Annotated in this window: 11 protein-coding genes; 9 read left to right on the forward strand and 2 right to left on the reverse strand. The window is 56.7% G+C overall.

Annotation, left to right across the window (positions count from 1 at the left end):
* The first annotated feature begins 34 nt into the window (after positions 1–34).
* Both purN and purH read left to right on the forward strand, forming a co-directional pair.
* A complete protein-coding gene (gene purN, locus ACEE09_RS03125; protein ID WP_449081988.1) occupies positions 35–613 on the forward strand; it encodes a phosphoribosylglycinamide formyltransferase in 579 nt (192 codons plus the stop codon).
* Positions 614–739: 126 nt separating this feature from the next.
* The gene (gene purH, locus ACEE09_RS03130; protein ID WP_449081990.1) at positions 740–2,347 is read left to right on the forward strand and encodes a bifunctional phosphoribosylaminoimidazolecarboxamide formyltransferase/IMP cyclohydrolase; all 1,608 of its coding nucleotides are present in this window, start codon (positions 740–742) and stop codon (positions 2,345–2,347) included.
* A 147-nt stretch (positions 2,348–2,494) separates the two neighbouring features.
* On the opposite strand, the gene ACEE09_RS03135 is transcribed toward purH, so the two are convergent.
* On the reverse strand, positions 2,495–4,192 hold the full coding sequence (locus tag ACEE09_RS03135) for a substrate-binding domain-containing protein (RefSeq protein WP_449081992.1): 1,698 nt from the start codon (positions 4,190–4,192) through the stop codon (positions 2,495–2,497).
* A gap of 337 nt (positions 4,193–4,529) precedes the next feature.
* Between ACEE09_RS03135 and glyA the strand changes: the two genes are divergently transcribed.
* Positions 4,530–5,813 carry a serine hydroxymethyltransferase gene (gene glyA / locus ACEE09_RS03140; RefSeq protein ID WP_449081994.1) on the forward strand — a complete coding sequence of 428 codons (1,284 nt, stop codon included), beginning with the start codon at positions 4,530–4,532 and terminating at the stop codon, positions 5,811–5,813.
* Between the two features lie 2 nt (positions 5,814–5,815).
* On the forward strand, positions 5,816–6,700 hold the full coding sequence (locus ACEE09_RS03145) for a bifunctional methylenetetrahydrofolate dehydrogenase/methenyltetrahydrofolate cyclohydrolase (protein ID WP_449081996.1): 885 nt from the start codon (positions 5,816–5,818) through the stop codon (positions 6,698–6,700).
* A 103-nt stretch (positions 6,701–6,803) separates the two neighbouring features.
* Here the strand turns inward: ACEE09_RS03145 and ACEE09_RS03150 are convergent, their stop codons facing one another.
* Positions 6,804–7,514 (reverse strand): GntR family transcriptional regulator, encoded by a 711-nt coding sequence (locus tag ACEE09_RS03150; protein ID WP_449081998.1) that lies wholly within the window; start codon positions 7,512–7,514, stop codon positions 6,804–6,806.
* 71 nt (positions 7,515–7,585) lie between these two features.
* Here ACEE09_RS03150 and ACEE09_RS03155 point away from each other — a divergent pair, with 71 nt between their 5' ends.
* From ACEE09_RS03155 to ACEE09_RS03175, 5 genes are all read left to right on the forward strand, one after another.
* On the forward strand, positions 7,586–8,038 hold the full coding sequence (locus ACEE09_RS03155) for a hypothetical protein (RefSeq protein ID WP_449081999.1): 453 nt from the start codon (positions 7,586–7,588) through the stop codon (positions 8,036–8,038).
* A gap of 64 nt (positions 8,039–8,102) precedes the next feature.
* The gene (trpS, locus tag ACEE09_RS03160; protein WP_449082182.1) at positions 8,103–9,125 is read left to right on the forward strand and encodes a tryptophan--tRNA ligase; all 1,023 of its coding nucleotides are present in this window, start codon (positions 8,103–8,105) and stop codon (positions 9,123–9,125) included.
* Positions 9,126–9,145: 20 nt separating this feature from the next.
* Complete coding sequence (locus ACEE09_RS03165; protein WP_449082000.1) at positions 9,146–9,676, forward strand: 2'-5' RNA ligase family protein; 531 nt, start codon at positions 9,146–9,148, stop codon at positions 9,674–9,676.
* A gap of 635 nt (positions 9,677–10,311) precedes the next feature.
* Positions 10,312–11,286, forward strand: a complete 975-nt coding sequence (locus ACEE09_RS03170; protein WP_449082002.1) for an ABC transporter ATP-binding protein — start codon at positions 10,312–10,314, stop codon at positions 11,284–11,286.
* A gap of 11 nt (positions 11,287–11,297) precedes the next feature.
* The gene (locus ACEE09_RS03175) at positions 11,298–12,203 is read left to right on the forward strand and encodes an ABC transporter permease (protein WP_449082003.1); all 906 of its coding nucleotides are present in this window, start codon (positions 11,298–11,300) and stop codon (positions 12,201–12,203) included.
* Positions 12,204–12,256 lie beyond the last annotated feature (53 nt).

Consider the following 12,256-nt stretch of genomic DNA (forward strand, 5'->3'; position numbering starts at 1 on the left):
GTGTGGGGCGCTAGCATACGATAAACTTTTCTGTATGCGCATTGTGGTGATGGTGTCCGGCTCGGGCACAAATTTACAGTCTATCCTTGATTCCGTAGCAGCAGGCGACCTCAACGCCACGGTTCTAGCCGTCGGCGCCGATAAACCCTGCCTAGGCCTTGAACGGGCTCAAGCCGCCGGAATAGAAACCTTCCTGGTAGAACCTAAGGCCTACGAGACCCGCGAAGCCTGGAACCGGGCCCTAGAAGAAGCCATCGCCAGCTACGAGGCCGACTACATTATCTTTGCAGGTTTCATGCGTATTGTTGACGCCCAGCTTGTGGACCGCTTTAAGAACCGCATCATTAACACCCACCCCGCCCTGCTGCCCTCCTTCCCCGGTGCCCACGGCGTCCGCGATGCCCTGGCCCACGGGGTGAAAGTCACCGGCCTGACCGTGCACCTGGTTGACTCTGGTGTCGATACCGGCCCTATCTTGGCCCAAGCTGCCGTCGATGTGCTCGACGATGACACCGAAGAAACCCTGCACGAACGCATCAAGATCAAAGAGCGGGTACTGCTGGTAGAAACCATCGCCCGCCTAGCCCAAGACCTCCAAGGCCCCAGCGCCTAACCCACAAATTTAGCCTCCTCCTGCGGGGCTGGGCCTAGGGTCGGGGCTCCATACCAAAACGACTCACATCCACGTAACCACCTGCTACCTGGCTTACCCCGGCAGCAAAAGAAACGGAGTTAATCTGTGAGTCTCATCGAGCTCGACCGCGTACCGCTCAAGCGTGCCCTTATTTCTGTCTACGACAAGACCGGCCTTGAAGATTTAGCAAAGGGCCTGCACGAAGCTGGCGTCGCTATCGTCTCCACCGGTTCCACCGCATCCGCCATCGCTGGTGCCGGTGTACCCGTCACCGAAGTCTCTGACATCACCGGCTTCCCCGAATGCCTAGAAGGCCGCGTCAAGACCCTGCACCCGCGCGTCCACGCCGGTATCCTGGCAGACCGCCGCAAGCAGGACCACATCGACACCCTCAAAGACATGGAAATTGAGGCTTTCGACCTGGTCATCGTCAACCTCTACCCCTTCGTTGAGACTGTAGCCTCCGGTGCAGACCAGGACGCTATCATCGAAAAAATTGATATTGGTGGCCCCTCCATGGTGCGCGCTGCAGCTAAGAACCATGACGCTGTAGCCATCGTTGTTGACCCGGCAAAGTACGGTCAGGTTGTTGAAGCTGCCAAGGCAGGCGGCTTCAACCTGGCAGAGCGCCGCCGCCTGGCCTCGGCTGCTTTCGCCCACACCGCCGCCTACGACACCGCCGTTGCTACCTGGACCGCAGCCCAGTTCGAGCAAGACGAGGACGCCAACTACTGGCCCCCCTTCGCAGGTCTTGCCTTCGAACGCTCCGAATCCCTACGCTACGGTGAGAACCCCCACCAGGCTGCTGCCCTCTACGTTGACCCCGCTGCCGCCCCCGGCATCGCCCAGGCAGAACTGCTCGGTGGTAAGGCCATGAGCTACAACAACTACGTGGACGGTGACGCAGCCCTGCGCGCAGCCTACGACTTCGATGAGCCCGCCGTAGCCATCATCAAGCACAACAACCCTTGCGGTATCGCAGTCGGTGCTGCTGATGCAGAAGACGCTATCGCCGATGCTCACGCTAAGGCCCACGCCTGCGACCCTCTCTCCGCCTATGGTGGCGTTATTGCCGCTAACTGCCAAGTAACTGCTGCAATGGCAGAGACTGTTAAGGGCATCTTCACCGAGGTTATTATTGCCCCCTCCTACGCTCCTGAAGCCCTGGAGATTCTGCAGACCAAGAAGAACCTGCGTATTCTGCAGCTACCTGAAGGTTTCGCCCGTGAAACTGTCGAGTACCGTCAGGTATCTGGTGGCGCCCTCTTCCAGGACGCTGACCGCCTGCACGCCGATGGCGACAAGGCCGAAAACTGGCAGCTAGTAGCCGGTGAGGCTGCTGACCAGGCGACCCTCGCTGACCTTGAGTTCGCCTGGAAGGCCCTGCGCGCAGCTAAGTCTAACGCTATCTTGCTGGCTAATGATGGGGCTGCTGTGGGTATCGGTATGGGCCAGGTCAACCGCGTTGATTCCTGCCGCCTTTCGGTAGAGCGTGCTAACACTCTAGCTGAGGGTGCTGAGCGTGCCCGTGGCGCCGTTGCGGCCTCAGATGCTTTCTTCCCCTTCGCAGATGGCCTGCAGGTGCTTCTGGACGCCGGTGTGCGCGCCGTTGTTCAGCCCGGCGGTTCTATCCGTGATGAAGAAGTAATCGCCGCGGCTAAGGAAGCTGGCGTGACCATGTACTTCACCGGAGCACGTCATTTCTTCCACTAAGCTCACCAGCGCTACGGAGCGAATATACCTTCGCCAGCTGGCTCCGGTATATTCGCTCCGCCGCTAGTAGAACTGGTCATCAGCAGTAAAAAGTCCGCCCCTCCAAGTACGGAGGGGCGGACTTTTTACTGTGTTAAGGGAAGAACCTTACTGCTGTGCGGCGGCTTCAGAGATACCGGTCAGTGCTTCAGCAAAGATGCGCTGAACATCGGTGGGGGAGGTCGCCTGGTAGGCTTCACCGCCGACGCTCTGGGCGATAGAAGTTAGAGCCTCCATGTCGGCCTCTTCAGAGATGCCAATCATGATGATGAAGACCGGGTTTTCAGGGTCTTGCTCTGCCTGAAGGGCGGCAATCAGTTCTTCTTCGCTGATGGAGGTTTCATCGAAGTTCTTACCGTCGGTTAGCATGATGACGGCGTTGACTGAACCGTAGTCGTAGTTTTCCTTAGCGGAGCGGAAAGCTGCCAGGGTGGTGTCGTAGAGGGCAGTGAAGCCGTGGGGGTTAACGGTTGAGGCGATCCCGGCGCCTGCTTCCTGGATCAGTTCACGCTGGGTCTTGCCGTCTACGGTTTCTTCAAGACCGCGTACAGGCAGGAGCTCTTGGTAGTCAGAGACAGTACCATCGGGCAGGGTGAGGTCGCGGGAGAACTTCCACAGGCCCATGGAGTCGCGGGCAGGGAAGAGCTGGGAGCCTGCCAGCACAGATTCAACGGTGATGTCCATGCGGGTCTTGTCGCTGCCGGGCTCCGGTGTGAGCATGGAACCTGACGTATCAAGCACGACCAGCGCGTGGAGGGGCGCTGACTGCAAGGAGTAAGAAGTCCACACCTGGGTGAGGATGTCCTGGTTGCTGGGGGTCAGCGAGGTAAAGCTGCCAGCACTGTACTGGCCCTCTAGCTCTTGACCGTCTGCGGGGCGTAAACCGGCGGACGCTAGGGCCTGCTTGCCCTCCTCGCTAGCCATAAAGTCGATAATCTGCTGGGCGGCGTCATCGATAGTGGCGTTCGTGCTGGAAGAAGCCTGGTAGAGGGGGTAGTTGAGCGTAAAAGAGCCGTCACCGGGGACGGTTGCGGTGAGCCCGGAATCTGAGTGGGCTGCTGCGTAGGCTGCGTAGTCGGCTTCGGTCACAATGACGGCGTCCTTGGTGCCGTTATCCACATCAGCTAGTAGCTCAGGGGCGCTCTGGGCGGCTTCGATAACACCGATGCTCTGGGCACGCAGGGCGGTGCCACCAATGAGGTCTTCAACGCTGACGGTGCCTGCTGATGCTTCAGAGATACCGGCAAGCAGGGCGGCAAATGCGCCGGGGTCTTCTTTAGGGTCCCCCATGCTGACGGTCTCTTCAGCGTGGAGAGCTTCTAGCCAGGTGTCGTAGCTGGTCTTGTTTTCTGAGACGATGACGCCGGGGGTCTGGGCTAAGGACTCTGCTAGGGGGGTGAGGCCGGTGCCGGCTTCGCCCATGGCTAGCTCAGCGCGGGCAGTGGAGTCAGGGATCCAGAGGTTGGTGCTTGCAGTCCCGCTGGCTGATTCGGTGACTATATCGCTGGCGGTCTTATCTGTGGTGATGTCTAGGGTGATGCAGGTTTCTTCATCTACCGGCATGGTTTTGAGGGCTTCTGCCATGGGTTCGGTAGTGGCGACTGTGACGGTCTGGGTGGTTGAGCAGGCTGCCGGTACGGCCTGGCTGCTGGTGGAGGGCTGGTTATCGCCGGTGACGTTGTTGTAGACGATAGCGCCACCGCAGAGCAAAATGACGGCTGCGGCGCCGGTCGCAATCCATTTGCGGCTGTTCTTCTTCTGGTTTTCAACGCGCTCTTGGCGGCGCGACTTGGTAATACTGGCCATTGCCTGGTGCCTCTTCCCTAATGCGGTGGTGGTGGGGGCGAGTGGGGTTTTCCTGGAACAGGTGCGTCTGCAAGGTGCTCGCTGGGCACTACGATGAGTGGGGTAGCGCCCATAGTTCGCCCTTTAGTGTAGCAAGAAAGCGTAATAGCAGCATTGTCTAATTTTCCTGAAAATTATCTCAAATCTGCCGCGGGAGCGGGTTCTGTCTAGCTAGGTCACATACACTTATAAGCAGAGTGCGCTTACCTGCGCCGCTCGGTTTAAAGCCTCACGTAATCTTCTGTATCCCTCATATGAATAGCAGAAGAAACTGAATCACCATACTCAAGGAAGTGGCATGACCAACCTTTCACATAACGTCACCAACCTGCCTCTGGCTGAGGTAGACCCCGAGGTCGCTGAAGCTATCAAGCAAGAGCAGGGCCGCCAGCAGAACACCCTGGAAATGATTGCCTCAGAGAACTTTGCCCCCCGCGCTGTTCTTGAAGCTCAGGGCTCTGTTCTGACCAATAAGTATGCCGAAGGCTACCCTGGGCGTCGCTACTACGGCGGTTGTGAATTTGTTGACGTAGTGGAGCAGTTGGCTATTGACCGCGCTAAGGCCCTCTTTGGTGCTGATCACGCTAACGTGCAGCCTCACTCCGGTGCCCAGGCTAACAATGCTGTCATGCATGCCCTGCTCACCCCCGGCGATAAGATTATGGGCCTGTCCTTGGCTCACGGTGGTCACCTGACCCACGGTATGAAGCTCAACGTCTCAGGGAAGCTTTACGAGGTTGTCGCCTACGGTGTGGATGAAGAAACCGGCCGGGTTAACATGGATGAGGTTCGTGAACTGGCACTGGCTGAGAAGCCTCAGGTCATTATTGCTGGCTGGTCAGCTTACACTCGTCAGCTTGATTTCGCTGCCTTCCGCGCGATCGCTGATGAAGTAGGAGCCTACCTTTGGGTCGATATGGCCCACTTTGCTGGACTGGTTGCCGCTGGCCTGCACCCCAGCCCCGTCCCCCACGCCCACGTGGTTTCATCGACTGTGCACAAGACTCTGGCTGGGCCTCGTTCTGGTTTCATCATGTGTATTGAAGATTTGAAGAAGAAGATTGATTCGGCTGTCTTCCCCGGCCAGCAGGGCGGGCCTCTCATGCACGCCATTGCAGGTAAGGCTACCGCCTTCAAGATCGCTGGTTCTAACATGTTTAAGGACCGCCAGGTGCGCACCCTTGAAGGTGCAAAGATTCTAGCTGAGCGCCTGAACCAGGCTGATATGGCAGAGGCCGGTGTAAAGGTTATCTCCGGTGGCACCGATGTTCACCTGGTCTTGGTTGACCTGCGTGATGCTGAGATTAACGGACGTGAGGCAGAAGACCTGCTGCATGAAGCTGGTATCACCGTCAACCGTAATGCTGTGCCTAACGACCCCCGCCCGCCCATGGTGACCTCCGGTTTGCGCATCGGTACCCCTGCCCTGGCAACCCGCGGTTTTGATGCAGAGGCCTTCACCGAGGTCGCTGATATTATCGCTGAAACCCTCAAGCCCGGTGCGGACGTCGCTGCCCAGCGTGAGCGCGTCACCGCCCTGTGCGAGAAGTTCCCCCTCTACTCCGGTATTGAGGAGTGGTAAACATGCCGCAGATCCTTGATGGCACCGCTACCGCCGCCCAGATTAAGAGTGAACTGGCTGAGCGTGTAGCTGCTCTAAAGGAAAAGGGCATTACTCCCGGCCTGGCAACTGTGCTGGTGGGCGATGACCCTGCTTCCCGCTCCTATGTGGGCGGTAAGCACCGCGACTGCGCTGAGGTCGGTATCGCCTCCATTAAGGTGGAGCTACCTGAGACCATCAGCCAGGAGGACCTAGAAGCTGAGCTTGAGAAGCTCAATAATGACCCGGCCTGCACCGGCTACATTGTGCAGCTACCCCTGCCCAAGCACCTTGATACCAATCGGGTTCTTGAGAAGATTGCCCCCGAGAAGGACGCCGACGGCCTTCACCCCATGAACCTGGGCCGCCTGGTTCTGAATGTGAGTGACCCCCTAACCTCGCCTCTGCCGTGCACCCCTAACGGTGTGATTGAGCTGGTGGAGCGTCACGGTATTTCGTGGAAGGGTAAGAAGGTGGCTGTACTGGGTCGCGGTATTACCGTAGGCCGCCCCTTGGGCTTGCTGCTGACCCGCAAGGACGTCAATTCCACTGCCACCTTGGTACACACCGGCACTGAGGACGTCAGCGCCGCCCTACGCGATGCCGATATTATTGTGGCCGCTGTGGGCGTGGCTCATGCTGTGAAGGCTGACCAGGTGAAGGACGGCGCTATTTTGCTTGATGTTGGTGTCTCTCGCATTGAGGACCCTGAGACTGGTAAGAAGAAGCTGACCGGCGATATTTCACCTGAGGCTGCCGCTAAGTCGAGCTGGTACTCGCCTAACCCTGGTGGGGTTGGCCCCATGACTCGCGCTATGCTGCTGGTCAATGTGGTTGAGACCGCTGAACGTCAGGCTGCCGAGAACTAGAGTCTCTGCAAGAATCGCCGGGTGCATGCTGCAAAGCCTCTGCACCCGGCGATTCTTATATGCGCTCATGTGCCTTCATGGAGCTACCTTCACCTAGTGGGGGCTACCTTTTAACCTGTACTTCTAGATCGTAGCGGTCGCCCCGGTAGAGGGTCTGGGTGCTTTCAACGGGCAGACCGCGCAGGGTGTAGCCCACCTTTTCAACTCGCAGGGCTGCTGCCCCTAGCGGTACCCCTAACTGGGCTGCTTCTGCCTGGGTCAGATTGGTTGCTGCTACCCGTAGGGTTGCGGTTTCTACCTGAAAACCGGAGGCCTGCATCTGGGCGTCGAGAGAGGCCGATAACTGGGGTTCTAGGTGGGAGAAGGCTTCGGGCAGAAAGTGGGCGGTTTCTAGGGCGATAGGGGAGCCGTCTGCCTGCCGGAGCCGCTGAATCTGAATGACTTGAGCACCAGCGTCCAGGTTGAGGTCGCGTTGGACGGGCCGCGACGCTTGGATGAGATGGCAGGCGAGGGTTAGCGAGTGGGGGCGGTGGCCGCGTGCTGCCATGTCTTCTGTGAAAGAGCGTAAGGACGGGGCCCGCTTCAGCTGCTTGTGGGGCGCAACGTAGGTGCCAGAGCCCTGCACATGGTAGATCAGCCCTGCTTCGGCCAGTTCACGCAGAGCCCGGCGGACGGTGGCCCGTGAGACGGCGAAGATATCTTGGAGCTGCCGTTCTGTGGGCAGGGGCATGTTCTCCTCTGCAGGGGAAATGTAGCCTTCCTTGATGAGCTTTGCGACCTGCTGGTACTTGGTTTCACGTGACGGGGGCATCATGTACCCCACTTTACGCTTAAGTTTGGTCTACGATTCAGCGCGGCCTTACTTCCTTTGACATAATAGAGGTCATGCAGTCGAACGGTTCAGAGAAAACAGCGCAAGAGCAGAACACGAAGATGGCCCTGGTAGGTGCGGGCATCGGTATGGCAATTTTGGTTGCCCTACTTGCTTGGGCTATCGTACAGTCAGCCCGGGAAGAGTCAGTGCTGGGTTGGATTCTGGCCGGTATTATCGCGGCCTGGCTGGGTATCGCAGCTTATCTGCTGGTGAACGTCAACCGCACTCTGGCAGCCCAGCGTCAAGCCTATAAGGAGCATGCTGTGAAGCGGGCCGAGTATGAGTCTGATGTTCACGTTGAGAAGCTTGCTCATTCCTTCCAGATTTGTCTGGTGCAGTCAAAGGTGATTGCTGAGCAGCTTGAGGTCAATGACGAGAATTCCCGCGACATGATTGATCGCGCTGTTGACACTATTAACTTCACCGCTAAGAACGGTATGGAACTGGCCCGTGAAGGGGCCTAAAGATAGCGAAGGACGCCCCGTGAGCAATTCACAGCAGACCACCCCCGAAAAAGACCCCAAGGCTATGATCCCTAACGCGGCAACAGGTGCCCCGCGTGCTTTCTCGGGCGCCCAGCCGTCCGCAGATTCTATGCACCTGGGTAACTATATTGGTGCGGTCAATAACTGGGTTGGTCTTCAGCAAGACCACGAATGTCTCTACTTCATCCCGGATATGCATTCCATTACGGTGCCTCAGGACCCTGCTGTCCTGCTAGAGCGCACCCGTAAAACTGCGGCCCAGTATATTGCAGCCGGTATCGACCCTGAGAAGACCCCGCTCTTTGTGCAGTCCCATGTGCCTGAGCATGCCCAGTTAGCCTGGGTGCTTAACTGTCTTACCGGCTATGGTGAAGCTGCCCGCATGACCCAGTTCAAGGACAAGGCCGCTAAACAGGGCACCGACAACGCCTCGGTGGGTCTCTTTACATACCCGGTGCTCATGGCCGCAGATATTCTGCTCTACCAGGCCGATGTGGTGCCGGTGGGTGAAGATCAGCGTCAACACCTGGAACTGACCCGTAACCTGGCTCAGCGTTTCAACTCTCGCTTTGGTACTACCTTTGTGGTGCCTGAGCCGGTGATTTTGAAAGAGACCGCTAAGATCTATGACTTGCAGACCCCTGATTCTAAGATGAGCAAGTCTGCAACCACAGATAAGGGTATTATCTGGTTGCTTGATGACCCTAAGAAGACCGCCAAGAAGATTAAGAGCGCGGTGACTGACGCCGGTAGCGAGATCGCCTACGACCGTGAGAACAAGCCCGGTGTCTCTAACCTGCTGTCCATCTACTCGGCTGTCACAGGTAAGGCTATCGACGATATTGTTGCCGACTATCAGGGCAAGATGTATGGGCACCTGAAGGTTGATTTGGCTGAGATTGTGGTTGAGCAGCTCTCACCCATCCGTGAGCGTGCCCTGGAACTGATGGATGACCCGGCTGAGCTGGATCGTCTCTTAGCTATTGGCGCTGGCAAGGCCCGTGAGATTGCTTCTGTGACCGTGAAGAAGGTCTACGACGCGGTTGGCTTCCTGCCTGCCCTCTAAGAGATAGTGGTACTGGCCTGGTGTTTTCTTCACCGACGATAGACCCTCACCGCAGGTATCTCAGCCTTGTTGCTGGGGTACCTGCGGCGCTAGCTGAGCGTCTTACCTGCTGGCGGGCAGGGCAGGGGCTGGTGGGCCCTGCTGCCGAAAGCTGTCACATTACGGTGCTCATTAGTGAGGACGCCGGCGGCAACCCTCTGGGGTCTTTGCAGCAAGCGGTGGCTGGGCTGGGCCCGGTGCAGGTGCACCTGGGGCCAGCCCTGACCTTTGAGCCGGTCACCCCGGTGACCTACCTTCCCCTGGCGGAGGGGGAAGAGCAGCTTACACTCCTGCGTGGCGTCTGCCAGCAGGTGGTGGGGGAGTCAGTCTCACCTTTCCCCTATAAGCCGCACCTCACCTTAGCCAACCACGCCCCGGCCCCTGTGCTGGCGGCGTCCTTACACGACTTTGCTAATCTGCCCTCTGAACTTGCCCGTTTTTCGGTGACTCAGCTGATGGTGTACCGCTACAGCTTAGGGCAGTGGCAGAAGCTGGGAATAGTGGACCTCTAGTGAAAGGCCCTGCTTTTTCGTGTCGTTGAACTAGCTTCCGACCCCAGTGCTAGCGGGGCGCCTCCAGAGCTTTGTTGTGGCGGTGCAAGTAGAAGAAGCCCGGGGTCAAAGCCTACAACAATTGCCGACCAATGCCCGGTGGTATGGGCATGACCACAGCATCCTGGCTAATGCTTAGCAGAGATGCAACATCGATAACATCCTGATCATTATAGATTGCATCGATTGTGACGGTCTGCCTGTGTGGACTCACATCGCCGCTGGGGCCGGCTGACGACGGACATGAAGGTATCTTCCTGTTTGATGGTGGCAGAGTGTTCAACCAGGTGGGCGCACATGCGCAGTGCAACTTCAAGGTTGGTGCAATTGACTAGCACTGCGAGTGCGTCGAAGCATTTGTTCATGGGGCAGGAAACCAAGTGCATGTGCTTCCTTTATGGTAGCGACTGTAAAAGAAAGCCAACCTGGGCGAGACCACCTCAGATTGTTCAACAACTGTTGCAGGTGCGGCAGCGAACATACAAATGCGTGAACTATCGTCTACCCCAGAACTGTACGAAAGTATATGTGGCAAGCTCTAACGCCTCACTAGAGTTTTTAGTGAAGACGCAAGAGTAAGAAAAGCGAGGTGCGCAATGAACGGTCTCAAACTCCACAGAATTGGCCGTAGCTTCGGTGACCATAAGGTGCTTCAAGATGTAGATTTCGGTGTCCGCCGCGGTGAAATTGTTGGTTTCATTGGGGGTAACGGTGCAGGTAAAACCACCACCATGCGAATCATTCTAGGAATGCTTAAACCCACCGGTGGGTATATTACCTGGGACGGGGAACCTATCTCAACCGAGAACCGCAGGTCAATCGGCTACATGCCGGAAGAGCGGGGCCTGTACCCCCAGATGAGTGTCAAAGATCAGATTGTTCACTTTGCTCTACTTGAAGGGAAAACCCTGGGACAGGCGAAGGAAAAAGCTGACGAACTTATCGCCACGCTGGGCCTATCTGGTCATGAGAAAACTCTCACCCAAGACCTGTCGCTAGGTAACCAACAGCGAGTTCAGCTAGCTGTTTCGTTGGTCGGTAACCCAGAACTGTTGGTGCTTGATGAACCCTTCTCAGGGCTTGACCCTCTAGCGGTAGATACGATGGCTGGTCTTATCCAGCAACAGGCAGCTCAGGGTGTGGGCATCTTGTTTTCATCGCATCAGCTGGAGCTTGTTGAGCGCCTGTGCGACCGCGTCTGCGTACTTGATCGCGGCAGAGTGATGGCGGACGGTGCTGTCTCAGAGTTACAAAATACCGACCAGACCCGGTGGGAACTAAAGTTTGACCGTCCAGCTGGAGAATTTGTTGCCGAACTGTCATTGGTTGCTTCCTTCCATATCGAATTCAAGATGAGCAACCAGTTATCAGTTTTTATTACCGTTGAAGGCAGAGAAGCAACCATTCCCCAGGGTGTACTTGAAACTGCGACACGATTCGGGGGGCTGCGCAGTATTGAACCAGTGCAGCGGTCCTTGGGCGCACTCTTATCGCAGGATTATATCTCATCGGGTCGCGGTATCACCCCTGTTCTCGAAACAGAGCTTGAAACGGCAGGTAAATCACGATGAAGGCCAAATGTATGACTCAGCAAATTACCCAGCATGAAGTAGGTGAAATAACAGTGAGTACTGCTTTCCAAGAAATGTTAATCGTTATTAGACGTGAAGTTCTTACCCGTACCAAGAATAAGACCATCCTGTTAGTCACTGGCTTGCTTGCCCTTACCGCGGGTGTTGGCGCAGGCGTTGGCGGTTGGCTCTTAGGGGAGAAAATAGGGGATACTAGTTTCCAGCTAGATGCCCGCCTGCTTTTTGCTACAGCGATGGTCAGCGCCTTACTTAGCTCTCTGGTGTACTCATCCCAGAGCCTGACCTCTGGTGTTGTTGAAGAGAAGTCATCGAGGGTCGTCGAAATCCTCCTCACCAAAATCGGTGTTGTGCCTCTGTTGGCCGGAAAGATGATCGGTATCGGAGCAATAACGCTGGTCCAGCTACTTCTCATCGGCGGCACTGGCCTGCTGGGTTTCACCATAGTGGACGGATGGTTACTGTTAGAGCTTGAAGTAGGTGCAGTTCTTCTATGGTTCCTTGTATGGTTCTTGCTGGGCTACATGATTTTTGCAACCATGAACACGATTCTGGCTTCAACGGTTTCTCGGCAGGAAGACCTAAGTGCAGCAGTGATGCCCCTGTCGGTTTTACAGATGGTTCTGCTGGTCGTCGCCCTGTATCTTACACCCACCTATCTTGAAGAGACTTGGCTTAAGGGGTTGTCCTTCGTCCCGCTTTTCTCTTCTTACCTGATGCCTATCCGCTTTGGCCTAGACGGCGTACAGACCTGGGAAATGGTGGTCGCTGCTGGTATTGCTGCGATAACTATCCCACTACTGTTCTGGATAGCAACCCGTGTGTACAGCAACAATGCTTTGCGAACCGGTTCTAAGGTTTCACTGCAACGATCATTTGCCTCAGACAACGTGGCTTAAAGCCGGGCTTTTGTCCGATTCATCCTCTGGGATTACTTGCCCATCATCATTGA

Source organism: Rothia sp. 88186D007BW (assembly GCF_053544215.1).

Coding starts and splice junctions, on each gene's coding strand:
- glyA (WP_449081994.1), top strand. CDS start 4,530: ATGACCAACCTTTCACATAACGTCACCAACCTGCCTCTGGCTGAGGTA.
- ACEE09_RS03145 (WP_449081996.1), top strand. CDS start 5,816: ATGCCGCAGATCCTTGATGGCACCGCTACCGCCGCCCAGATTAAGAGT.
- trpS (WP_449082182.1), top strand. CDS start 8,103: ATGATCCCTAACGCGGCAACAGGTGCCCCGCGTGCTTTCTCGGGCGCC.
- ACEE09_RS03175 (WP_449082003.1), top strand. CDS start 11,298: ATGACTCAGCAAATTACCCAGCATGAAGTAGGTGAAATAACAGTGAGT.
- ACEE09_RS03150 (WP_449081998.1), bottom strand. CDS start 7,514: ATGATGCCCCCGTCACGTGAAACCAAGTACCAGCAGGTCGCAAAGCTC.
- ACEE09_RS03155 (WP_449081999.1), top strand. CDS start 7,586: ATGCAGTCGAACGGTTCAGAGAAAACAGCGCAAGAGCAGAACACGAAG.
- ACEE09_RS03135 (WP_449081992.1), bottom strand. CDS start 4,192: ATGGCCAGTATTACCAAGTCGCGCCGCCAAGAGCGCGTTGAAAACCAG.
- purN (WP_449081988.1), top strand. CDS start 35: ATGCGCATTGTGGTGATGGTGTCCGGCTCGGGCACAAATTTACAGTCT.
- ACEE09_RS03170 (WP_449082002.1), top strand. CDS start 10,312: ATGAACGGTCTCAAACTCCACAGAATTGGCCGTAGCTTCGGTGACCAT.